This window comes from Neorhizobium sp. CSC1952, assembly GCF_030378245.1.
In the GTDB taxonomy this organism is placed as follows: domain Bacteria; phylum Pseudomonadota; class Alphaproteobacteria; order Rhizobiales; family Rhizobiaceae; genus Neorhizobium; species Neorhizobium oryzae_A.
The window spans coordinates 2985760-3008575 of sequence record NZ_CP128416.1; the positions used below are offsets into that span (position 1 = coordinate 2985760).

Consider the following 22816-nt stretch of genomic DNA (forward strand, 5'->3'; position numbering starts at 1 on the left):
AAGCAAGAGGCGTTCTCGGACCGATCTCTTTGCGTATGAGCTCCACCGCCGCCAACCGTTTGACAGCGACTCGAAAAACATGGCAGCAAACACGCCGAGGAGATTTTCTGCCATGGCAAAACGGTCTGACACGCAGGGGCGGCTCGACGATGCGGCGCGGGCGGGCTGGCTTTACTATGTGGCGGGAAGAACCCAGGACGAGATCGCCGCGGCCATGAGCATTTCGAGACAGTCGGCGCAGCGGCTCGTATCGCTCGCGGTCGCCGAACGGCTCATCAAGGTGCGGCTCGACCATCCGATCTCGGCCTGCCTGGAACTCGCCGAGGCCCTGCGGAGGAAATACGATCTCCGGCATGTCGAAGTGGTGCCGAGCGATCCCGCCGGCGTTTCGACGACGGTTGGTATCGCCGAGGCCGGAGCGGCGGAGATCGAGCGCTGGCTGAAGCGGCCGGATCCGATCGTGATCGCCGTCGGCACCGGCCGCACGCTGAAGGCGGCCGTCGACCAGCTGCCGCCGATGGAATGTCCGCAGCACCGCATCGTGTCGCTCACCGGCAATATCGGCCCTGACGGCTCTGCCGCCTTCTACAACGTCATCTTCTCGATGGCCGACGCCATCAAGGCGCGGCATTTCCCCATGCCGCTGCCGGTCCTCTGTTCGTCGGCGGAAGAGCGCGAGACCCTGCACGACCAGGCGCTGGTGCGTTCCACCATCGCGCTCGGCGCCCAGGCGGACGTCACCTTCGTCGGTATCGGCGAGCTCGGGATCGACGGACCGCTCTGCGTCGACGGGTTCCTGGGGCGGGACGAAATGCTCAAGCTGGTCGAAAGCGGCGCGGCCGGGGAGATCTGCGGCTGGGTCTACGATCACCGGGGCCGGCTGCTCGACAACTCCATCAACGACCGGGTCGCCAGCGTGCCGATTCCCTCGCGGGAAACGTCCTCGGTCATCGGAATTGCCCAGGGCAGAAAAAAAGTCGCAGCGATTTCCGCCGCTCTCAGGGGCAGGATCATCAACGGCATCATCACCGATGAAGCCACTTCAGAGCAATTGCTCATCGACTGAGCAAAAATTATACCTAGTCAAATCAACAGCATGACCTATGTCCGTTGCATTGCAGCGACGAATGGCGATTGACTTTTCGCGCCGTTTTGTGGGTAATTGCTCATGAGCAAAGCGAATGCTCGCATTTAATCTTCTCGGGAGGAAGATATGACACTGAAGACGGTTTTGCTGGGCGCCTGCTCAGCGCTGGTGTTTGCCGGCTTTTCCACCGCGGCTTCGGCCGAAACTCTCACGATCGCGACGGTCAACAACGGCGACATGGTCCGCATGCAGGGCCTGACGTCGGAATTCACGAAGGCCAATCCGGATATCGAGATCAACTGGGTAACCTTGGAAGAGAACGTGCTGCGCGAGCGCGTCACCACGGATATCGCCACCAGGGGCGGCCAGTACGACATCCTGACGATCGGCAATTACGAAGTGCCGATCTGGGCCAAGCAGGGCTGGCTGCTCGAGCTCGACAAGCTCGGCGACGCCTATGACGTCAACGACCTTCTGCCGGCGATCCGCGGCGGCCTGACGGTCGAGGGCAAGCTCTATGCCGCGCCGTTCTACGGCGAGTCGGCGATGATCATGTATCGCAAGGACCTGTTCGAGAAGGCCGGCCTGCAGATGCCGGACAATCCGACCTGGCAGTTCATCGGCGATGCCGCCCGCAAGATTACCGACCGTTCGGCCGACATCAACGGCATCTGCCTGCGCGGCAAGGCCGGCTGGGGCGAGAACATGGCCTTCGTCACGGCGCTGACCAATTCCTTCGGCGGCCGCTGGTTCGACGAGAACTGGAAGCCGCAGTTCGACCAGCCGGAATGGAAAGAGGCGCTGCAGTTCTATGTCGACCTGATGAAGGATGCCGGCCCGTCCGGCGCTTCCTCGAACGGCTTCAACGAGAACCTGACGCTGTTCCAGCAGGGCAAGTGCGGCATGTGGATGGACGCCACCGTTGCGGCCTCCTTCGTCTCCGACCCGAAGAACTCGACGGTCGCCGACAAGGTCGGCTACGCGATCTTCCCGACCAAGGAAGGCGTGAACAACCACGGCAACTGGCTGTGGTCGTGGAACCTCGCCGTGCCGGCGAGCTCGACCAAGGCCGAGGCGGCTCAGAAGTTCATCTCCTGGGCGACCAGCAAGGAATATACCCAGCTCGTCGCCTCCAAGGAGGGCTGGGCGAACGTTCCTCCGGGCACACGCACCTCGCTCTACGAGAATGAGGAATACAAGAAGGCGGCGTCCTTCGCGGAGCCTACGCTTGCAGCGATGAAGGCGGCCGACATCACCAAGCCGACCGTCAAGCCGGTGCCCTATACGGGCGGCCAGTTCGTCGCGATCCCTGAATTCCAGGCGATCGGCACGAATGTCGGCCAGCTGTTCTCGGCCGTCGTCGCCGGCCAGTCCACGGTCGACGACGCGCTTGCCCAGGCGCAGTCCGCGACCACGCGCGAAATGACCCGCGCCGGTTACATCAAGTAATCCTCCCGAGCATCGGCCGCCCGGTCCCGTCTCTGCCGGGCGGCCGGATTTCGAAAGCATCACCGGGATAACAAGAAGAAGCTGCATCCCTGCGCCGTCTCCTTCCCAAAGAAAAGGCGCAGCGATTTAGGGAGGGCGCCGATATGGCAACGCAAAACACCAAGACGTTGGCGCGGCTGATGATGGCGCCCTCCGTTTTACTTCTCCTGATCTGGATGATCGTTCCGCTGGCGATGACGTTGTGGTTCTCGTTCCAGAACTACAATCTCCTCAATCCCGCCAATGTGAGCTTCGCCGGTTTCTTCAACTACCAGTATTTCTACACCGATCCGGCCTTCTTCCAGTCGATCTGGAACACGCTGGTCATCGTTCTCGGCGTGCTGCTGATCACCGTCATCGGCGGCATCGCGATCGCGCTGCTATTGGACCAGCCGATCTTCGGGCAGGGGATCGTGCGCATCCTCGTCATCTCGCCGTTCTTCGTCATGCCGCCGGTCGCAGCGCTGGTGTGGAAGAACATGATCATGCATCCGGGCTACGGCGTGCTGGCGGATATCGCCAGGTTCTTCGGCCTTCGCCCGGTCGACTGGTTCGCGCAATACCCGCTCTTTTCGATCGTCGTCATCGTCGCCTGGCAATGGCTGCCGTTCGCCACCCTCATCCTCCTGACCGCGCTGCAGTCGCTCGACGGCGAGCAGAAGGAGGCGGCCGAGATGGACGGCGCGAACTTCCTCAACCGCTTCATCTATCTGACGCTGCCGCATCTCGCCCGCGCCATCACGGTCGTCATCCTGATCCAGACGATCTTCCTGCTCGGCGTCTATGCGGAAATCCTCGTCACCACCAATGGCGGCCCCGGTTACGCCTCCACCAACCTGCCGTTCCTCATCTATCGCACCGCGCTGCTCGGCTACGATGTCGGCGGAGCGTCGGCAGGCGGCATCATCGCCATCATCCTCGCCAATATCGTCGCCATCTTCCTGATGCGCGCCGTCGGCAGGAACCTGGACCGGTAGGAGATCACCATGGCCCGCTCAGTCACCACAAGGCACAAGATCACCGCCACGGCCGCAGCCTGGATCGTCGCGCTGATCATCTTCTTCCCGATCCTCTACACGGTCATCACCAGCATCAAGACCGAACCGGAGGCGATCGCCGGCTTCAGCCTCATCCCGTCCGGCACGTTCGAGAACTACGTGACGGTCCAGACCCAGCGCGACTATTTCAAGCCGTTCATGAACTCGGTCGTGCTCTCGGTCGGTTCGACGATCCTGGCCTTGATCATCGCGATCCCGGCCGCCTGGGCCATGGCGTTCTCGCCGACCAGGCGCACCAAGGACATCCTGATGTGGATGCTCTCCACCAAGATGATGCCGGCGGTCGCCGTCCTCGTGCCGATCTACCTGATGTTCCGCGATTTCGGCCTGCTCGACACGCGCATCGGACTGACCGTCATGCTGACCTTGATCAACCTGCCGATCGTGGTGTGGATGCTCTACACCTATTTCCGCGAGATTCCCGGCGAGATCCTGGAGGCGGCGCGCATGGACGGGGCGGGGCTGTGGCAGGAGATCGTCTATGTGCTCACCCCGATGGCGGTGCCGGGGATCGCCTCGACGCTGCTGCTCAACATCATCCTCGCCTGGAACGAGGCGTTCTGGACGATCCGGCTGACGACCACCAATGCGGCACCGCTGACGGCCTTCATCGCCTCGTTCTCCAGCCCGCAGGGGCTGTTCTGGGCGAAGCTTTCGGCCGCCTCCACCATGGCGATCGCGCCGATCCTCATCCTCGGCTGGTTCAGCCAGAAGCAACTCGTTCGCGGCCTCACCTTTGGCGCGGTTAAGTAAGGGACCCTCGGCTATGGGCAGCATCACTCTCAAAAACGTGTCGAAGACCTTCGGCGAGGCCAAGGTCATCCCCTCGATCGATCTGGAAATCCACGACGGCGAGTTCGTCGTCTTCGTCGGCCCCTCCGGCTGCGGCAAGTCCACGCTTTTGCGTCTCATCGCAGGCCTGGAGGATGTCAGCGGCGGCCAGATCCTCATCGACGGCAAGGACGTGACCGCCGCGGCGCCCGCTCAGCGGGGGCTTGCCATGGTCTTCCAGTCCTATGCGCTCTATCCGCATATGAGCGTCAGGAACAACATCGCCTTCCCGCTGAAGATGGCGAAGATGGACAAGGCCGCGATCGACAGGAAGGTGACGGACGCCGCGCGCATCCTCAACCTGACCGACTACCTGGAGCGCTATCCGCGCAGCTTTCCGGCGGCCAGCGCCAGCGCGTGGCGATCGGCCGGGCGATCGTCCGCAATCCGTCCGCCTTCCTGTTCGACGAGCCGCTCTCCAACCTCGATGCGGCGCTGCGCGTCACATGCGCTGGAAATCAGCGAACTGCACCATCAGCTCAAGACGACGATGATCTACGTCACCCACGACCAGATCGAGGCGATGACCATGGCCGACAAGATCGTCGTGCTGCGTCGCGGCGTCATCGAACAGGTCGCTCGCCGCTGAACTCTACCGCGACCGAAGAACGCCGGGCAAACCGAAGAAGTTCGTCGCGGGCATCTCGATTCATCGGTTCGCCGGACTCGGACGCCGTCATGCGCGACAAGCTGAAGGCTCAGGATTATCTCACCACCGTCGTCGAGCAGGACAACAACAAGACGGCCGCGCGGGTCACCGCGCCGATGATCGACGTCATCGCGCCGGACGAGAAGGCCGCTCTCGTCGAGAAGCTTGCCGATCCGGCGATCCGCATCGTCTCGATGACGATCACCGAAGGCGGCTATTTCATCGATGCTTCCGGCCAGTTCAATCCGGCTCATCCGGCGATCGCCGAGGACGGCAGGAACCCGCAGAGCCCGAAGACGGTCTTCGGCCTCATCCTCGCAGGCCTCAGGCTGCGCAGGGAAAGGGGTATTCCGCCCTTCACCATCATGTCCTGCGACAACATTCCGGGCAACGGCGAGGTGACGGAAAACGCGGTCGTCGGCCTCGCCAGGCTGTCCGATGCGGATTTCGCCCGCTGGGTCCATGAGAACGTCGCCTTCCCGAACTCCATGGTCGACCGCATCACGCCGGCCACCGGCCAGCGCGAGATCGACATTCTCAGAGAGGATTTCGATATCGACGACAACTGGCCGGTCTTCTGCGAGGAATTCAAGCAGTGGGTGATGGAGGACAAGTTCCCCGCCGGGCGCCCGCGGCTGGAGGAGGTCGGCGTGCAGTTCGTGCCGGATGTGGCGCCTTACGAGCTGATGAAGATCCGCATCCTGAACGGCGGCCATGCGGCTATCGCTTACCCCGCGGCGCTGCTCGACATCCATTTCGTCCATGAGGCGATGGAGCATCCGCTGATCCGCGCTTTCCTGGCGAAGCTCGAAAAGGAAGAAATCATCCCGATCGTGCCGCCGGTGCCGGGCACCGCCCTCAACGACTATTTCGCGCTGATCGAGCGCCGCTTCCTGAACCCGAAGATCGGCGACACCATCCCGCGGCTCGCGCAGGACGGCTCCAACCGCCAGCCGAAATTCATCCTGCCTTCGACCCGCGACCGGCTCGTCAAGGGCCTCGACATCGTGGGCCTTTCGCTCGTCTCGGCGCTCTGGTGCCGTTATTTCGCGGGCACGTCGGACAGCGGCAAGGAGATCGTCTTCAACGACGCGAGCGCCGACAAGCTGCACGAGGCGGCGCTGAAAGCCAAGGATAACCCGGAAGCCTTCCTTGTCTTCGATGAAATCTTCGGCGAGGTTTCGAAATCCGAGCTGTTCCGCAAGCGCTTCGCCCATGCGCTCGCGACGCTCTGGAAAGAGGGGACGGCGAAGACGATCGAGCTGTATCTGGCAGGCGATCTCGTCAAATAGCGGGTGGGATACGTGGCACAGACGGCGGGACCATTGGTGATCTTCGATTGCGACGGGGTTCTCGTCGACAGCGAGACCGTCTCGATCCGGGTGCTGCTCGACGGGCTTGGCCGCAAGGGGCTTGTCCTGGACGAGGCGGAGGCCTGCCGCCATTTCCTCGGCCGCAGCCTCGCCACGGTGACGAAGACCATACGCGAGGAATTCGGCATCGAGGCGGACGACGCCTTCCTGGAGGACATGCGCCGCGATCTCTATGCCCGCTTCCGCGCCGAGCTCAAGCCGATGCCCGGCATTGCCGAGACGCTGGATGCGCTGACCTTGCGGCGCTGCGTCGCCTCCTCCAGCCAGCCGGAGCGCATCCGCCTGTCGCTTTCGCTCACCGGTCTCATCGACAGGCTGGAACCCAACATCTTTTCCGCCGCCATGGTGGCGCGCGGCAAGCCGGCACCCGATCTCTTCCTGCATGCGGCGAGCCAGATGGGGGCCGACCCCGAAAGCTGCATCGTCATCGAGGACAGCCCGGCCGGCATCGAGGCCGCGCATCGCGCCGGCATGGTCGCGTTCGCCTTCGTCGGCGGCTCGCACGCCTCGGCCCCCGGTTACCGGGAGCGGATCGATGCGCTTTCTCCGGAAGTCGTGTTTGACGCCATGCCGGATTTGATACACCTTGTCCGAAAACATAGGGAGGGCCGCAACGGCCCCGTTTCCCGGGCCGCTCCCTAGAGCGGCTTGCGAAATTTCCGAAGCGGACACAGGGACAGGAAGCAGATCGGGATGCGTGATCACCTCGTTGCGGTCGATATCGGCACCGGCAGCGCGCGCGCCGGGGTGTTTGACCGCAACGGACGGCTGCTGGCGAAGGCCAAGCAACCCATCCTGATGTTCCGCCCGAAGGAAAACCACGCCGAGCACGATTCGGAGGATATCTGGGCGGCCACCTGCCGGGCGGTGCGGGAGGCGGTCACCGAGGCCGGCATCGCGGCATCCGAGATCGCCGCGATCGGTTTCGACGCCACCTGCTCGCTCGTCGCCCGCGACCGCGAGGGACGCCAGCTCACCGTCTCCGCCACCGGTGATGACCGCCGCGATACGATCGTCTGGCTCGACCATCGGGCGATCAGGGAGGCCGACGAGCTTTCCGCCACCGGTCACAAGGTGCTGGAGTTTTCCGGCGGCTCGCTGTCGCCCGAAATGGAAATGCCGAAGCTGATGTGGCTGAAGAGGCATCTGCCCGAGAGCTGGGCGAGGGCGGGATATTTCTTCGACCTTGCCGATTTCCTCACCTGGAAGGCGACCGGCTCGCCCGCCCGCTCGCGCTGCACGCTGACGGCCAAGTGGAACTATCTCGCCCACGAGAACCCCGGCTGGAGCGCCGACTACCTTGCGCTCGCCGGCCTCGACGATCTTCTGGAAAAGGGCGGCCTGCCGGACGAGACGGTCGGGGCAGGGACGAGCATGGGGCGCCTCAGCCCGAAGGCTGCCGACGAACTCGGCCTCGATACGCATGTCGAGGTCGCGCCGGGCATGATCGATGCCTATGCCGGTGCCTTCGGGGTTCTCGGCGGAGCGTCCGGCGGCCCGACGCTGGAGAACAGCGTGGCGCTGATCGGCGGCACCTCGAGCTGCATCGTCGCCTTCGCCCGCGAGGCCAAACCGGGCCGCAGCCTCTGGGGGCCCTATTACGAAGCGATCCTGCCGGGCCACTGGCTGGTCGAGGGCGGCCAGTCGGCGACCGGCGCGCTGCTCGACCATATCGTGCGGATGCATGCCGCCGGCGGCGAGCCGACCACCGAGCTGCACGGCCGCATCATCGCCCGGATCGAAGAGCTGCGCGCGGCGGAAAAGGGCGATATCGCGCCGAACCTGCATGTCCTGCCGGATTTCCACGGCAACCGCTCGCCGCTCGCCGATCCGCATGCGACCGGCGTCGTCAGCGGGCTCACGCTCGACACGTCCTTCGACGGGCTCTGCCGGCTCTACTGGCGATCTTGCGTGGCCGTCGCGCTCGGCATCCGCCATATCCTCGAAACGCTCGCCGGCTACGGCTACCGCTTCGAGACGCTGCATGTCACCGGCGGGCACGTGAACAACCCGCTGCTCGTCGAACTCTACGCCGATATTACCGCCTGCCGCGTCGTCATCCCGGAAACGCGCGATGCGGTGCTGCTCGGCACGGCCATGGCGGCGGCTGTCGCAGGCGGCGTGCATGGCAGTCTGTTCGCGGCGGGCCAGGCGATGGACGCGGGCGGCACCGAGCGGCTGCCCGATCCCTCGCGCGCGGCGCAATATGACCGCGACTATCGCCGGTTCCTCACGATGGTAAGACATCGGGAGGAGTTGCGGGGGATGGAGTGATGAACAGTTCGGAGCTCTCCGGCATCTATCGCGCTTACATTGCCTGTCTGAACAGTCAGGATTGGCACAGTCTCGACCGCTTCGTCGGCGATGACGTTATCCATAATGGCCGGCGGATCGGCATTTCCGGTTACCGGGACATGCTGACACGGGATTTCGAGCAAATTCCGGACCTGCATTTCGACATCGAGTTGCTCGTCTGCGATCCGCCCCATGTGGCCAGCAGGCTCGCGTTCGACTGCACGCCCAAAGGGACGTTCCTCGGTCTCGACATCGATGGGAAGAGGGTCGCGTTTGCCGAAAACGTCATCTACCGGTTTCAGGCGGGAAAGATTGCGGAAGTCTGGTCCGTCATCGACAAGACGGCCATCGAGGCTCAGCTCTAGCGCTCTTATCGCAGGATCCGGTTCGTCATCAGCCACTTCACGGAACGGGGCCAGGCATAGTTCGCGCCCATGCGGAGGTCGGTAAAGCCCACCGAAACAGGTTTTCCGGTTTCAGCGTCAAGGATGCGGATGAACATCGTGTGTTCCGTCCGGTTGACGCGCGTTACGACGCCCAGCAGAGCGAGGGACGCACCGTGTTCTTTCGCGATCCTGCCTTCACAGCCCCCGCAGTTGCGCAATCCGTGCGGTGCCGCCAATTCATCTGGGGGCGCCGCGTCGACGACCGTGAAGCGCCCGGATCGGGAGAGCATGTCCCTCGCAACCTGAGCCGCTTCGGACAGATAGCGCCTGTCCCGGTCATCCGGCGGAATTATTCCCGCGCCGGCGCTCTTGTCCTCCAATTCGAAGGGAAACACTTCGATCGACATCGGCTTTGTCTGCTGAGCCTGCGCGACTGCGCAGGTGCCCGCAAGCAGCGTCGTCAGGACAGTCAATCTGCGAATGCGCATGATCGGTCCTCCCGTTCATCGTCATTATACAGGACCTGACGATCCAAAGCACGATCAAAGGAGGGGAGGGGCGCTACAGCATCGGCCCGAAAATCGGAATCGATTTTCGGTAAGCACGAGGCGTAGATTCAATAAGTTAGAGCGTCCTTCGTGCGTCCGTTCGGACGCACGGCGCTCTAATGCAGATGCCTCAGCTTGTCGGGGTTCCTCACGACGTAGATGGCCGCGATCCTGCCGTCCTCGATGTCGAGCGCGGTCGTCTGGAACTCGCCGTCCGCTTCCAGCGTGACAAAGCCGGGCAGGCCGTTGACGAAGCCGGCACGAACCAGTTGCGAGCCGTGTTTCCTGAACAGGGCCGCCAGATTTTCGTGCACCTTCATCACCGCATCGAAGCCGAAGATCGGCTCCAGGATGGCAGGGCGTTTGCCGCCGCCGTCCGCATGAACGCTCACGTCCGCCGCCAGCATCGCGCCAAGCGCTTTCATGTCGCCGCTGCGGGATGCCGCATAGAAGGCTTCGGCGAGCTCGACGCCCCGTTGCTTGTCCACCTGGAAGCGGGTTCTCGCCTCGCGGACATGGAGGCGCGCGCGGGTGGCGAGTTGCCGGCAGGCGGCCGGGTCGCGTTCGACGGCCGCCGCGACTTCCTCGAATCCCAGTCCGAACACGTCGTGCAGCAGGAACGCCGCCCTTTCGAGCGGCGAAAGACGTTCCAGGGCAAGCATCAGCGGCAATGTGACGTCTTCCTGTGCTTCCTCTTCCACCACGGGGTCGGGAAGCCAGGGGCCGACGTAGGTCTCGCGCTGGCGCCGCGCCGACTTGAGCTGGTCGAGGCAGAGGCGCGTGACCGTCCGGCGCAGGAAGGCTTCCGGCTCGCGCACCGCGCCGCGGTCGGCCTTCATCCAGCGGATGAAGGCCTCCTGCACCATATCCTCGGCATCGGCCACCGATCCGAGCATGCGGTAGGCGACCCGCATGAGCTTAGGACGCAGCGGATCGAAGCTCGCCGCTGCGTCCTCATGGTCGAGCCCCGCCATCAGGCGGCCGCCACCGCTGCCTGGGCAGCCTTCGCCGCGGCGGGGTCGGTCCACAGACCGAAGCCGACCGCGAGGCGATTCCAGCCGTTGATGACATTGATCATCAAAGTGAGCTTCACCTGTTCCTCCGCCGTGAAATGGGCCCATAGGGGCTCATAGGCGCTTTCCTGCGCGTGGCCTTCCGAAAGCCGGGTCAGGGCCTCGGTCCAGCCTAGCGCAGCGCGCTCGCGATCGGAATAGCATGGAGCTTCACGCCAGGCCGACAGGAGATAGATGCGCTGTTCGGTCTCGCCCTTCGCGCGGGCTTCCGCCGTGTGCATGTTGATGCAGTTGGCGCAGCCGTTGATCTGCGAGGCGCGGATCTTGACGAGTTCGATGAGGCTCGGCTCAAGGCTCGAAGCAACTTCGACGGAGACGCCCATCCACTTCTTCATCAGCGCGGGAGCGGCGGAGAAAATATCAAACTTGGCACTCATGGTCCGTTTCCTTCCGTTGGTTACGACACCATGACGAGACAGGATCCGCCGGTGTGACATGCCCGCAAAATTTTCTTGTCCGGCGCCCATCCGGCTGACGCTTGCTCCCGCGCTTGCGCAAACCTACATCTCTGCGGCACAAATGGAGACGCCGATGATCCTCGACGCCGCACGCCTTTCGCTCCTCAACCTTTTCGCGCCGGAGACACGCGCCGTCTTCTGGAAGACGCTGGGGCTCACCGTCCTCGTGCTGGTCGGCATCTGGTTCGCGCTGCGCGAGCTCTTCGTCCTCTATGCCTGGCCGTGGTTCGCCGCCTTCTTTCCGGATATGCCGGACTGGACCGGCTGGCTCACCCTGATCGGCGCGATCGTCGCCGGCATCGGGCTGGCGCTGGCGCTTGCCCTGCTGATCGCGCCGATCACGGCGCTGATCGCCGGCCTTTTCCTCGACGATGTCGCGGAGGTGGTCGAAAAGCGCGACTATCCGAACGATCCGCCCGGCAAGGCCATGCCGCTCGGGGAGGCGATCGCCAGTTCCATCAAATTCCTCGGCGTCGTGATCGTCGGCAACATCGTCGCGCTTTTTCTCCTGTTCATCCCGGGCATCAACCTGGTCGCCTTCTTCCTGGTGAACGGCTACCTGCTCGGCCGGGAATTCTTCGAATTCGCCGCGATGCGTTTCCGTCCGCCGGCGGAGGCGCGCGCCTTCCGGTCGAAACATTCCTCGACCGTGTTCATGGCGGGCCTGCTGATCGCCTGCTTCCTGGCGGTTCCGATCGTCAATCTCCTGACGCCGCTCTTCGCGGCGGGCCTCATGGTGCATCTCCACAAGGCGGTCTCCCGCCGCGATCCGGCCTTCAAAGCATAGTTCGGCAAAGCCTAGTTCGGCAAAGCCGAAGCGTCGTACATCGCCGCGAACTCGGCGCTCGGCGGGATCGGCGTGATCACGTCGATCAGCACGCCGTTCGGGTCCGACGTGATGAAATGCCGCTGGCCGAAATCCTCGTCGCGGAGATCGAGCCGGATCGGCAACCCGGCCGCCTTGAGGCGATCGTAGACGGCATCTACATCCTCCACCTCGAAATTCAGGAGAAGCCCGGAAACCTTGCCGCGGCTGCCCTCGGGTATCGTCTCGTGGCTGCCGTCGAGGATCGCCAGCGTCACATGCCCGCTTTCCTTCGATTGCAGGTGGACGTACCAATCCGCGGAGAACAGCGCCTCGAAGCCGAAATGGCCGGTATAGAAAGCCGCCGTGCCGGCGACCTCGTCCGTCATGATGACGGGGTAATAGCTCAACGCCTTCATGGCTTTTCCTTCCTCTTTGTTTAAGATACATTCAGCCTGTATGTTTCTTTATAGATACATTCTGTCTGTATGTAAATAGGAAAGAGAAGGAAATGCCGCGCAGCAATCGCGAACGCACCGATGCCACCCGAACCGCTCTTCTGGATGCCGCCCGGGCGCTTTTCGTGGAGAAGGGTTATTCCGAAACCGCGACGCCTGAGATCGTCGCGGCCGCGAAGGTCACGCGCGGGGCGCTCTATCATCATTTCGAGGACAAGAAGGCGCTCTTTGCCGCCGTCGTGGAGCGCGAGGCCGCCGAGGTGGGCGCAGCGATAGAGGCGAAGTCCGCGGATGCGACGTCGGCGCGGGATGCGTTGCTGCAGGGGGCTTCGGCCTATTTCGACGCCATGGCGGTGCCCGGCCGCACCAAGCTTCTGCTGCGCGAGGCGCCGGCGCTGCTTGCCGACGAGCCGGCGGAAGCGAGCCTCAGGGCCGGGCTTTCCGAGCTCGTGGCCGGCTCGAAGCTGGAGCCGCTTCTCGATCCGCTGACGGTGCTGATCTCCGCCGCCTTCGATCGCGCGGCGATCGCCGTCGATGCGGGCGGCAGCCGCGAGGGCTATGAGGCGGCGATCGCGGCGCTACTCGACGGCCTCGGCCACGCCGATCCGCTGCGGCGGTAGTTCCACCAGCGGAGCGGGCACGTCGCAGGTCTTTTCCGGCGAGCGACAGAGGTCGGCGATGACGCAGCGCTCGCATTCGGGCCGTCTCGCCTTGCAGGTATAGCGGCCGTGCAGGATCAGCCAGTGATGCGCGTGATAGAGATATTGGTCGGGGATCACCTTCAGCATGTGCTGCTCCACCTCGTCCGGCGTCTTGCCGGGGGCGAGCAGCAGCCGGTTGGCGATCCGGAAGATATGCGTGTCGACCGCGAGCGTCGGGATGCCGAAGGCCATGGACATGACCACGTTCGCCGTCTTGCGTCCGACGCCCGGAAGCCGCATCAGCTCCTCGCGGGTCTTCGGCACTTCCGAACCGAACTCGTCGATCAGCATGCGACAGAGCGCGATGACGTTCTTCGCCTTGTTGCGGTAGAGCCCGATCGTCTTGATATATTGGATGACGCCTTCCTCCCCGAGCGCCAGCATCTTTTCCGGCGTGTCGGCCACCTTGAAAAGCGCCCGCGTCGCCTTGTTGACGCCGGCATCGGTCGCCTGCGCGGAAAGCGCCACGGCGACCACCAGCGTGAACGGGTTGACATGCTCCAGCTCGCCTTTCGGCTCCGGCCGCTGCACGGAGAAGCGGCGGAAAATCTCCTCCAGCTCCGCTTTCGAATAGGCGGTCTTGTAGCGCTTGGGCTTGCGCCCGGACGCGTGATTTGACTTTTGCGGAGTGCTGGTGCTGGATTTGGTCTTTGGAGTCGCCATATGCCTGTATAGGCACTCCCTGTGAAGGAAAGCAACGTGGACGTTTCCAGCGATCAGCCGGTTTTCGCCGCCGAGCTCACGCCGCACCGCTCGCTCGGCCGGCGCGGTTTCCAGGTCGTGCTCATGCTGTCCGGCGCGGTCTGCCTTGTCTATGGCGGCTTCTTCCTGGCGACGGGCGCCTATCCGATCGGCTTTTTCTTCGGGCTCGATTTCCTCGCCCTCTATTTCGCTCTGAAGATGAGCTATCGCTCCGGCAGGGCGCGCGAGGAAGTCACCGTGTCGCGCAGCAATCTCTCGATCCGGAAATTTTCGCCGGCGGGGCGGATGGTGGAGTATTGCTTCAATCCGTTCTGGGCGCGCTTCCGCGTCAACCGGCATGAGGAATTCGGCATCACCTCCATGTATGTGACGGGCGAGGGGCGCGGAACGGATATCGGTTCCTTCCTCAATCCCGATGACCGCGAAAGCTTTGCCAAGGCGTTCAAGGGCGCGTTGGCCACCGTGAAACAAAAGACGTAAGCCCGCAAGAAACGGGTGGTTTCGGCGAAGCCGAAGGGGCATCTATGCAGCATGTCAATTGCACAACGCCCTTGCGTGCCGTCCCGGCGTGCGGGCGCTGGTGAAGGAGTAACACCATGAACGCTCTTGCGAAGATCACCGAACCCGCAGTCGACGTGACGCCGGACGGCTCCGACTACGAGACCGTCCGCCGCGTCATCGAAATGATCACGCTCGACTACCGCGACCAGCCCTCGCTCGAAACCATCGCCGCCGAACTCGGCCAGTCGCCGACCCAGCTCCAGAAGGTGTTCACCCGCTGGGCGGGGCTTTCGCCGAAGGCTTTCCTGCAGGCGGTGACGCTCGACCATGCCAAGCGCCTGCTCGGCAAGGAGGAGATGCCGCTGCTCGAGGCATCCTATGAGCTGGGCTTGTCCGGCCCCGGCCGGCTGCACGACCTTTTCGTCACCCACGAGGCCATGTCGCCCGGCGAATGGAAGGCGCGCGGCGGCGGCCTGACGATCCGTTACGGCTTCCATCCGTCGCCCTTCGGCGTGGCGCTGGTCATGGCGACGGATCGCGGGCTTTCAGGCCTCGCCTTCGCCGATGCGGGCGGTGAAAGGCCCGCTTTCGAGGACATGGCGCGCCGCTGGCCGAATGCCGAATATGTCGAGGACCGGGAAGCCACCGCGCCTTACATCCGGCGCATCTTCGACCGGTCGCAGTGGTCGTCCGACCAGCCATTGAAGGTCGTGCTGATCGGCTCGGACTTCCAGGTGCGCGTGTGGCAGAGCCTGTTGAAGATCCCGTTCGGCAAGGCGGTCACCTATTCCGAGGTCGCGTGCGATATCGGCCAGCCGACGGCAAGCCGTGCCGTGGGTGCCGCGGTCGGCGCCAACCCGATTTCCTTCGTCGTGCCCTGCCACCGGGCGCTCGGGAAAAGCGGAGCGCTTACCGGCTATCACTGGGGTCTTACCCGCAAGCGGGCTATCCTCGGCTGGGAAGCGGGAAACGTCTGAAGGGTTCTACAGCATCGGCCCGAAAATCGGAATCGATTTTCGGTCAGCACGATGCGTAGATTAATAAGTTAGAGCGTCCTTTGTGCGTCGTTCGGACGCACGGCGCTCTAGTTGTCGTTGGCCGCGGAAGCCTTGCCGTTGAGGGCCAGTTCCATCACGTAATCCTCGGCGAGATCCGCAATCTGCAGGGCGACTTCCTTCTCGCGCCAGCCGGCTGCCACGGCGCGGGAAATCACCGAGTCCAGCACTCGTCTGAACTCTGCTTCACATTCCTTCGCGCGTCCTTCGTCAAACACGCTGTGTCTCGGAGAGTGAATGTTTGGCATGGGCCGACGTTACCTAAAGGGATACCACAGTTCAACCATAATTAGATAACGCTTCCGTGCCTACACGGAGATGCGCGCCTGGTCGTCCGACAGCCTCAACAGCTCCTTCGCCGCCGTCTCGTCGGTGATGAGCGTGTTGCAGCCGATCCTGCGGATCGTGGCGCGGATCGCCACGGCCCGGTGGGCGCCGCCCGAGGAAAGCACGATGTGCTTGGCCTGTCTCAGCGTATCGAGGTCGACCGACATCACCCGCTCGTTCAGCTTGTGGTCGACGGAGCGGCCCTCCTCGTCGAGAAAGTTGAACATGGTGTCGCAGACGCATCCCGCCGCGATCAGCCGGTCGAGCTCCGCCTTCGAGATGAAGCCTTCCGAGAGCGAGGTCGAATGCGGGCCGATATCGCCGCAGCTCACCACCGCGAGATCGAGGTTTTCGGCAAGATCGTAGATCGTCTTCAACCCGCATTGCTCGATCAGTGCCCGCTTGGTGGTGACCGAATCCACCAGGAGCGGCGCGAGGAACATGTAGCATTCGGCACCGAGCTGGCCCGCGAACCGCCAGGTATAGTCGATCGGGTTCGTCTGATGCACGGCGACGATGCCGCCGAGCAGCGAGACGACCTTGCAGTTTTCCCGCCGCGGCGGGCGGAAGCTCGACAGCGAGGCGGTCATGGTGCGGCCCCAGCCGACGCCGATCGTCATGTCGTCCTGAACCACTTCGGAAAGGAACTGCCCGAGCGCAAGGCCGACGGCGCCCGCCATGGCCGCGGCGCCGTCGTCGCGGGGCGCGGGCACCACCACGGCCTCGTCCAGGCCGTAAGCCCTTTCCAGCCGAGTCGCGAGCTCTACGCAGGTGTCGATGCCCTCGCTGATCCAGATCTGCACCTCGGAGCGCTTCATCGCCTCGTCGAGCAGGCGGATCACGGTCGAGCGGCTGATGCCGAGCCGTTCGGCGACATCTTTCTGCGTCAATCCCTGATTATAATAGAGCCATGCCGCGCGCAGCCGGAGCGATGCCGCTTCGGAATAGGCGGTGTGGATCTCGCGTCTGAGCTTCGCCAACGGGCCTCCCGGAAGGATGGTGAACCGAGCCCGGATATTTGTCCGTCGTGAAACATATGTCAATTCCGAAGGACAAATGTCTTGACTTCTTCACCATGCACGGACGATAGTCCGGAGAGGGCGCCGGGGAGCAAAATCGCGCGACAGGCGTTTAATCTCATATCGAGGACTATTCGGATGACGTCGAAACTAGAGCAACTTCGTTCCATGACCACGGTCGTCGCCGATACCGGTGACATCGAAGCCGTGGCCCGTCTCAAGCCCGTGGATTGCACCACCAACCCGACCATCGTTCTGAAGGCGCTCGGCACGCCGGCCTTCGCCGACAAGGTGAAGGAAGCGATCGCCTGGGGCCGCAAGCAGGGCGGCCAGGATGACGCGGTTGCCGCCGCGGTCGCAGACCGGCTGGCGATCGATGTCGGCGCGGCGCTGGCGGGGATCGTGCCCGGCCGCGTCTCGACCGAGGTCGATGCCGACCTTTCCTTCGATACGGAAGCTTCGATCGCCAAAGCTCGTTCGATCATCGCCGCCTACAAGGAGCGCGGCATCGAGCGCGACCGCATCCTGATCAAGCTCGCCTCCACCTGGGAAGGCATCCGCGCCGCCGAAGTGCTGCAGACGGAAGGCATCGACTGCAACCTGACGCTTCTCTTCAGCCAGGCCCAGGCGATCGCCTGCGCCGAAGCCAAGGTCTTCCTGATCTCGCCCTTCGTCGGCCGCATCCTCGACTGGTACAAGAAGTCGACCGGGCAGGATTACACGGCGGAAACCGATCCGGGCGTCGTCTCCGTCCGGCAGATCTACAATTACTACAAGGCGAACGGCATCAAGACGATCGTCATGGGCGCCTCCTTCCGCAATGTCGGAGAGATCGAAGCGCTGGCGGGCTGCGACCGGCTGACGATCAGCCCGGCGCTGCTCGAAGAACTGGACAAGGCCGAGGGCACGCTGACGCGCAAGCTCTCGCCCGAAACCTTCAAGGCCGAGCCGCTGCAGTCGCTCGACGAGAAGGCGTTCCGCTGGATGCTGAACGAAGACCAGATGGCGACGGAAAAGCTGTCGGAAGGCATCCGCCTCTTCGCCAAGGACCTGGTCGCGCTGCGCAGCATGATCAAGAAGGAACTGGCGCTCGCCGCAGCGTGATCTCCAGTTACATTAGAATGAAAGGCCCGTCCTGCGGCGGGCCTTTTGTGATCTTGCGGATTATCGAATGATAAGCTTTCGCTTGTTCTTCAGTCTGCTGCGGCTGGCTCTGAACATTGACCCGTCGAAAAGGCCGTAAGATTCCCAGCCGCTTTCCGTCAATTTGCCGTACCAGACGCGTAGTTCGAGCGTATCTTTTCCCAGTTCGCGGGCTATGGATACCGTGAAAACGCCACCAATTCCTGAATCGATATCGTAAACCTCTATGCCGTTGGCAGGCATAGGTGTGATGGTTCGCATGTGATGCTCCAATTGCTCGACAAAGATCGGGCTTGGCGCACAAGCGAACGTTGAACTCCGCTTATGCGCTAGAGTTCGAACTGCCTCATGATCGTTCCTCCTGAACGGGAGTAATTACTTGGAAATGGCCGGGCATTCATGCCCGGTTTTCTGTTTCATGGCAAGATAAGCTCCTGCAGTTGACCGCATGAGATTTTCAAGCCGCCTGCGGTACCGCCGTTGCCGAGCCGGGCTTTCTCAGCAGCAGGACCGAGATCGCGGCGATCATGCACATCACGCCGGCGATCTGCAGCGCGGGCATATAGGTGTTGAAGTCGCTCTTGAAGAAGCCGGCGCCGAAGGCGGCCGTCGCAGCGCCGAGCTGGTGGCCCGCAAAGACCCAGCCGAAGACGAGGCCCGCCTTTTCACGGCCGAAGTTTTCCGCCGCGAGCTTCACCGTCGGCGGCACGGTCGCCACCCAGTCGAGCCCGTAGAAGATCGCGAAGACCGAGAGTTCCACGAAGCTGAAGCCCGAGAAGGACAGGTAGATCAGCGACAGGCCGCGCAGGCCGTAGAACCAGAAGAGCAGGAAGCGGTTGTCGAAGCGGTCGGAGAGCCAGCCGGCAAAGATCGTGCCGAAGAAATCGAAGATGCCGATGACGGCGAGCGTGCTGGCGGCGGTCACCGCGGCCATGCCGAAATCGCCGCAGATCGAGATCCAGTGGGTCTGGATGAGGCCGTTGGTGGAAAGGCCGCAGACGAAGAACGTGCCGAACAGGACCCAGAAGACCGGATTGCCGGCGACGCTGTAAAGGGTGACGAGCGGCGAGGCGAGCGTCGCGAGCAGCTTGTGGTCCTGCTTCGGAGGCTTCGAAACCGTCGTATCGCCATAGGCCGGCAGGCCGACATCGGCGGGATGGTCGCGCATCAGCAGGAGGACCAGCACCATCGCGGCGGCGATGACCGCGACGGTCAGCGTCAGCGCCGTGCGCCAGCCATAGGCCTCCGTCATCGCGGCGAGCAGCGGCAGGAAGACGAGCTGGCCGGTGGCATTGCTCGCCGTCATCAGGCCGACGACCAGGCCGCGGCGCTTGGAGAACCAGCGGGTCGCGACGGTCGCGCCAAGCACCAGCGCCGTCATGCCGGTGCCGACGCCGATCACCACGCCCCAGAGGAGCACGAGCTGCCAGACCTCGGTCATGAACAGCGAGACGACGATGCCGCCCATGATGAGGGCGAGCGCCGTCGCCACCACCTGGCGGATACCGAAATGGTTCATGAAGGCGGCGGCGAACGGGCCGAGCAGGCCGAAGAGCACGAGGCGGACCGCCATGGCGGAGGAGATGTCGGCGATATCCCAGCCGAATTCCTGGTGCAGCGGCTGGATCATCACGCCGGCCGAGCCCATGGCGCCGGCGGTCGCCAGCATGGTCAGGAAGGTGGTCGCGGCGACAACCCACCCATAGTGGAGGTTTCTGCCGGCCATCCATCGGGCGGCGCTGGTGGAAATCATTATCTATCCCTTTCCTGATCGTCGCCGCATCCGCAGCGTGTCATTTCGGGTATATACCCGTGTTTGCGCAAAAAATTCCTCAGAGAGCTGCGAGCAGATCCTGCAATTGTTTCGTCTTTTCGGGGCCCAGCCGGGCCTCGATATCGTCCTGCACGCCATCCCAGAGGGGCGCGCCCTTTTTCAGGATCGCGTGGCCCTTGGTCGCCACGCTCAGCATGGCCTCGCGCTGGTCCTCGCCATGGCCGATCGTCACCAGCCCCATGCGTTCCAGCACCTTGGCATTGCGGCCGACCGTCGAGCGGTCGAGCTCCACCTGTGATGCGAGTTCCGTCAGCGAGACAGGCGCCAGCCGGTTGATGTTCCTGAGCAGACTGAACTGGCCAATGTTGACGCCGAGCGGCGCCAGCGCCTCGTCATAGTATGACGAGACCTTCCGGGAGGCCTTTCTCAGCAGGATGCAATGGCATGTATCGTCCGGCATGGCGCGGGTATATACCCGTAGTCCGGCTTGCGCAAGAGGGGAACAAAGATTTCAGGCGGCCGCGCGGGCCTTGATCGTCGTGCGCACGAAGGCGAGAACGAACAAGGCGGTCATCAGCAGCACGATGGTCGGGGCAGGGGCGCTATCGAGGAAAAAGCTCACATAGATGCCGAGGAGCGAGCAGCCCGCCGCGATCGCCATCGCCGTCAGCAGCATCTGGGTGAAACGGCGGGTGACGAGGAACGCGATCGCGCCGGGCGCGACCAGCATGGCGACCGACAGGATGATGCCGACCGCCTTCAGCGCGCCGACCACCGTCAGCGACAGCACGGCAAGCAGGCCGTAATGGAGGAGGCGCACCGGCAGGCCGATCGCCTTGGCATGCTGCTCGTCGAAGGAATGCACCAGCAGGTCCTTGCGCAGGATGACGAGGAAAAGGGTGGCGGCGAGCGCGATGAGGCCTGTCTCGACCAGATCGGAGGGGAGGATGCCGAGCATGTCGCCGAACAGGATGTGGTCGAGATGCACGTCGCTCTGCACCTTGACGAAGAGGACGAGGCCCAGGCCGAACATGCCGGAGAAGACGATGCCGAGCACCGTATCCTCCTTGATGCGGCTGTTCTCCTTCAGGAAGCCGGTCGCAAGCGCGCAGATCATGCCGGCCGCGAAGGCGCCGACCGACAGCGGGATCGACAGCATGTAGGCGATCACGACGCCGGGCAGCACGGCATGCGAGACCGCGTCGCCCATCAGCGACCAGCCTTTCAGCACCAGGAAGCAGGAAAGGATCGCCATCGGCAGCGCGATCATCAGCGTCACGATGAAGGCGCGCTGCATGAAATCGATCTGGAACGGGAAGGTCAAAAGGTCGAGGAAGTCGCTCATGCCTTCTCCTCCAGCGTCCGGTGCAGCCGGCGGCGGGCGGCGAGTATGCCGTGCTTCGGCGCGAAGAGGAAAGCGGCGAGGAACAATGCGGTCTGCAGCACGACGATGATGCCGCCCGTCGCGCCGTTCAGGAAGTAGCTCAGATAAGCGCCGACGAAACTAGTCGCCGCGCCGATGACGAGACCCATCAGGATCAGCCTCTCGAACCGGTCGGTGAGCAGGTAGGCGGTCGCTCCCGGCGTCACCACCATGGCGACCACGAGGAAAGCGCCGACCGTCTGCAGGGCCGCGACGGTCGAGGCGGCGAGCAGCGCGAAGAACAGGACCTTCAGGAGGTCCGGCTTCAGGCCGATCGTGCGCGCATGGTTTTCGTCGAAGAAGGTTACCATCAGGTCCTTCCACTTGAGCGCCAGGATCGCCAGGCTCACGCCGCCGATGATGACGAGCTGCAGCGTATCCTCCGGCGTGATGGCGAGGATGTTGCCGAGCACGATCGTCTGGATGTTCACGGAGGTCGGCGAAAGCGACACCATGAAGAGGCCGAGGCCGAAGAAGGAGGTGAAGATGAGCCCGATGATGGCGTCTTCCTTGAGCCTCGTCCGCTGGTTGAGGAAGAGCATGGCGCCGGCCGCAAGCCCGCCGGACAGGAAGGCGCCGATCGAGAAGGGGAGGCCGAGCATATAGGCGCCGGCGACGCCCGGGACGATGGAATGGGAAAGCGCGTCGCCGATCAGCGACCAGCCCTTCAGCATCAGGTAGGCCGAGAGGAAGCCGCAGACGCCGCCGACCAGCGCGCTGACCCAGATGGCGTTGGTCATATAGCCGTAGGTGAAGGGCTCAAGGAGCGTCTGGAGCATCAGCCTTCTCCTTCGGTTGGTCCTTGCCCGTCTTCTGCCTGCCGTTGCCATAGGTGACGAAAGGCCGCTCGTCGTCGCTGATCACCCTCACATGCCGCGGGTCGGCATCGTCGTGCAGTTCGGCGCCGCCGAGGATGAAATGGCGCAGCACGCCGCCGAAGGCCTTTTCGAGATTGGCCTCGTTAAAAGTGTCCTCCGTCCTGCCATAGGCGAGCACGGTGCCCTTGACGAAGACGGTGCGGTCGCAAAATTCCGGCACGCTGCCGAGATTGTGGGTGGAGACCAGCATGACCCGGCCTTCGTCGCGCAGGGCCTTCAGAAGCGTGATGATCTGCTCCTCGGTCGTCACGTCGACGCCGGTGAAGGGCTCGTCCAGCAGGATGACCTGTCCCTCCTGCGCCAGGGCGCGCGCCAGGAAGACGCGCTTGCGCTGCCCGCCGGAGAGCTCGCCGATCTGGCGCTTGCGGTATTCCTCCATGTTCACCCGCTTCAGCGCTTGGGTGACCATCTCATGGTCGCGGCGCGAGGGGATGCGCAGGAAATTCATATGGCCGTAGCGGCCCATCATCACCACGTCCTCCACGAGGACCGGGAAATTCCAGTCGACCTCCTCGGCCTGCGGCACGTAGGCGACGAGGTTTTTCCTGAGAGCCTCGCGGGCGGGCATGCCGAAGATCTCGACGGAGCCCTGGGCGAGCGGCACGAAACCCATGATCGCCTTGAAAAGCGTGGACTTGCCGGCGCCGTTGACGCCCACCAGCGCGGTGATCGTCCCTTTCGGTACCGTGAAGGTCGCGTGCCTCAGCGCCGTCAGTCCGTTGCGGTAGGCAACCGTGACATCCTTCACGTCGAGGCCGGCGGCCGCGGGTTTCGTCTTGCCCAT

General features: G+C 63.6%; 25 protein-coding genes and 2 pseudogenes. 14 read left to right on the top strand and 13 right to left on the bottom strand.

Annotated features, from left to right (window positions below):
• Window positions 1-112: 112 nt before the first annotated feature.
• The 9 genes and pseudogenes from QTA58_RS14480 (at window position 113) to QTA58_RS14520 (ending at window position 9146) form a co-directional block, all read left to right on the top strand.
• A complete protein-coding gene (locus QTA58_RS14480) occupies window positions 113-1066 on the top strand; it encodes a sugar-binding transcriptional regulator (RefSeq protein WP_289669388.1) in 954 nt (317 codons plus the stop codon).
• A gap of 147 nt (window positions 1067-1213) precedes the next feature.
• A complete protein-coding gene (locus tag QTA58_RS14485; protein WP_085420321.1) occupies window positions 1214-2536 on the top strand; it encodes a sugar ABC transporter substrate-binding protein in 1323 nt (440 codons plus the stop codon).
• 143 nt (window positions 2537-2679) lie between these two features.
• Window positions 2680-3552, top strand: coding sequence for a sugar ABC transporter permease (locus tag QTA58_RS14490; protein ID WP_289669389.1), 873 nt, complete (start codon window positions 2680-2682; stop codon window positions 3550-3552).
• Window positions 3553-3561: 9 nt separating this feature from the next.
• Window positions 3562-4386: a carbohydrate ABC transporter permease gene (locus tag QTA58_RS14495; RefSeq protein ID WP_085420319.1), complete on the top strand. Its 825-nt coding sequence runs from the start codon at window positions 3562-3564 to the stop codon at window positions 4384-4386.
• A gap of 13 nt (window positions 4387-4399) precedes the next feature.
• Window positions 4400-5052, top strand: a pseudogene (locus tag QTA58_RS14500) (ABC transporter ATP-binding protein); the annotation flags it as partial.
• A gap of 78 nt (window positions 5053-5130) precedes the next feature.
• Window positions 5131-6405 (top strand): annotated as a pseudogene (locus tag QTA58_RS14505) (mannitol dehydrogenase family protein); the annotation flags it as partial.
• A 12-nt stretch (window positions 6406-6417) separates the two neighbouring features.
• Window positions 6418-7128: an HAD family hydrolase gene (locus QTA58_RS14510; protein WP_289669390.1), complete on the top strand. Its 711-nt coding sequence runs from the start codon at window positions 6418-6420 to the stop codon at window positions 7126-7128.
• Window positions 7129-7179: 51 nt separating this feature from the next.
• Complete coding sequence (locus QTA58_RS14515; protein ID WP_289669391.1) at window positions 7180-8760, top strand: FGGY-family carbohydrate kinase; 1581 nt, start codon at window positions 7180-7182, stop codon at window positions 8758-8760.
• The gene (locus tag QTA58_RS14520) at window positions 8760-9146 is read left to right on the top strand and encodes an ester cyclase (protein ID WP_289669392.1); all 387 of its coding nucleotides are present in this window, start codon (window positions 8760-8762) and stop codon (window positions 9144-9146) included. The genes QTA58_RS14515 and QTA58_RS14520 overlap by 1 nt, the downstream gene beginning before the upstream one ends.
• Window positions 9147-9151: 5 nt before the next feature.
• On the opposite strand, the gene QTA58_RS14525 is transcribed toward QTA58_RS14520, so the two are convergent.
• The 3 genes from QTA58_RS14525 to QTA58_RS14535 all read right to left on the bottom strand — a co-directional run bounded on the left by QTA58_RS14525 (window position 9152) and on the right by QTA58_RS14535 (window position 11165).
• On the bottom strand, window positions 9152-9655 hold the full coding sequence (locus QTA58_RS14525; RefSeq protein ID WP_085420313.1) for a DUF3280 domain-containing protein: 504 nt from the start codon (window positions 9653-9655) through the stop codon (window positions 9152-9154).
• A gap of 176 nt (window positions 9656-9831) precedes the next feature.
• Window positions 9832-10689 carry a sigma-70 family RNA polymerase sigma factor gene (locus QTA58_RS14530; protein WP_085420312.1) on the bottom strand — a complete coding sequence of 286 codons (858 nt, stop codon included), beginning with the start codon at window positions 10687-10689 and terminating at the stop codon, window positions 9832-9834.
• A complete protein-coding gene (locus QTA58_RS14535; RefSeq protein WP_085420311.1) occupies window positions 10689-11165 on the bottom strand; it encodes a carboxymuconolactone decarboxylase family protein in 477 nt (158 codons plus the stop codon). The genes QTA58_RS14530 and QTA58_RS14535 overlap by 1 nt, the downstream gene beginning before the upstream one ends.
• Window positions 11166-11319: 154 nt before the next feature.
• Here QTA58_RS14535 and QTA58_RS14540 point away from each other — a divergent pair, with 154 nt between their 5' ends.
• Entirely contained in the window at window positions 11320-12033 is a 714-nt protein-coding gene (locus QTA58_RS14540; protein WP_085420310.1) for a sulfate transporter family protein, read from the top strand.
• Between the two features lie 11 nt (window positions 12034-12044).
• Here QTA58_RS14540 and QTA58_RS14545 read toward each other — a convergent pair whose 3' ends face one another.
• Window positions 12045-12470: a VOC family protein gene (locus QTA58_RS14545; protein WP_289669393.1), complete on the bottom strand. Its 426-nt coding sequence runs from the start codon at window positions 12468-12470 to the stop codon at window positions 12045-12047.
• 92 nt (window positions 12471-12562) lie between these two features.
• Between QTA58_RS14545 and QTA58_RS14550 the strand changes: the two genes are divergently transcribed.
• On the top strand, window positions 12563-13129 hold the full coding sequence (locus tag QTA58_RS14550) for a TetR/AcrR family transcriptional regulator (protein ID WP_289669394.1): 567 nt from the start codon (window positions 12563-12565) through the stop codon (window positions 13127-13129).
• On the opposite strand, the gene nth is transcribed toward QTA58_RS14550, so the two are convergent.
• Window positions 13088-13873 (bottom strand): endonuclease III, encoded by a 786-nt coding sequence (nth, locus tag QTA58_RS14555; protein ID WP_289669395.1) that lies wholly within the window; start codon window positions 13871-13873, stop codon window positions 13088-13090. The two genes, QTA58_RS14550 and nth, sit on opposite strands and share 42 nt — an antisense overlap.
• 21 nt (window positions 13874-13894) lie before the next feature.
• Here nth and QTA58_RS14560 point away from each other — a divergent pair, with 21 nt between their 5' ends.
• Together QTA58_RS14560 and QTA58_RS14565 are read left to right on the top strand one after the other, a co-directional pair.
• Window positions 13895-14392, top strand: coding sequence for a DUF2244 domain-containing protein (locus QTA58_RS14560; protein ID WP_289669396.1), 498 nt, complete (start codon window positions 13895-13897; stop codon window positions 14390-14392).
• 116 nt (window positions 14393-14508) lie between these two features.
• Window positions 14509-15390: a bifunctional helix-turn-helix domain-containing protein/methylated-DNA--[protein]-cysteine S-methyltransferase gene (locus QTA58_RS14565; protein WP_289669398.1), complete on the top strand. Its 882-nt coding sequence runs from the start codon at window positions 14509-14511 to the stop codon at window positions 15388-15390.
• A gap of 107 nt (window positions 15391-15497) precedes the next feature.
• Here the strand turns inward: QTA58_RS14565 and QTA58_RS23980 are convergent, their stop codons facing one another.
• A complete protein-coding gene (locus QTA58_RS23980) occupies window positions 15498-15638 on the bottom strand; it encodes a hypothetical protein (RefSeq protein ID WP_337332503.1) in 141 nt (46 codons plus the stop codon).
• Window positions 15639-15776: 138 nt separating this feature from the next.
• The gene (locus QTA58_RS14575; protein WP_289669400.1) at window positions 15777-16775 is read right to left on the bottom strand and encodes a sugar-binding transcriptional regulator; all 999 of its coding nucleotides are present in this window, start codon (window positions 16773-16775) and stop codon (window positions 15777-15779) included.
• Window positions 16776-16952: 177 nt separating this feature from the next.
• Here QTA58_RS14575 and tal point away from each other — a divergent pair, with 177 nt between their 5' ends.
• Window positions 16953-17918, top strand: a complete 966-nt coding sequence (tal, locus tag QTA58_RS14580) for a transaldolase (RefSeq protein WP_085420302.1) — start codon at window positions 16953-16955, stop codon at window positions 17916-17918.
• Between the two features lie 60 nt (window positions 17919-17978).
• Here tal and QTA58_RS14585 read toward each other — a convergent pair whose 3' ends face one another.
• The 6 genes from QTA58_RS14585 to QTA58_RS14610 all read right to left on the bottom strand — a co-directional run bounded on the left by QTA58_RS14585 (window position 17979) and on the right by QTA58_RS14610 (window position 22816).
• On the bottom strand, window positions 17979-18218 hold the full coding sequence (locus tag QTA58_RS14585; protein ID WP_289669401.1) for a hypothetical protein: 240 nt from the start codon (window positions 18216-18218) through the stop codon (window positions 17979-17981).
• 196 nt (window positions 18219-18414) lie between these two features.
• Entirely contained in the window at window positions 18415-19710 is a 1296-nt protein-coding gene (locus tag QTA58_RS14590; protein ID WP_289669402.1) for an MFS transporter, read from the bottom strand.
• A 79-nt stretch (window positions 19711-19789) separates the two neighbouring features.
• Window positions 19790-20191 (bottom strand): MarR family winged helix-turn-helix transcriptional regulator, encoded by a 402-nt coding sequence (locus QTA58_RS14595; RefSeq protein ID WP_085420300.1) that lies wholly within the window; start codon window positions 20189-20191, stop codon window positions 19790-19792.
• Between the two features lie 51 nt (window positions 20192-20242).
• On the bottom strand, window positions 20243-21076 hold the full coding sequence (locus QTA58_RS14600) for a metal ABC transporter permease (RefSeq protein ID WP_289669403.1): 834 nt from the start codon (window positions 21074-21076) through the stop codon (window positions 20243-20245).
• Complete coding sequence (locus QTA58_RS14605; protein WP_289669404.1) at window positions 21073-21933, bottom strand: metal ABC transporter permease; 861 nt, start codon at window positions 21931-21933, stop codon at window positions 21073-21075. Before QTA58_RS14605 ends, QTA58_RS14600 begins: the two co-directional genes overlap by 4 nt.
• Window positions 21914-22816, bottom strand: a complete 903-nt coding sequence (locus QTA58_RS14610) for a manganese/iron ABC transporter ATP-binding protein (RefSeq protein WP_289669405.1) — start codon at window positions 22814-22816, stop codon at window positions 21914-21916. The genes QTA58_RS14605 and QTA58_RS14610 overlap by 20 nt, the downstream gene beginning before the upstream one ends.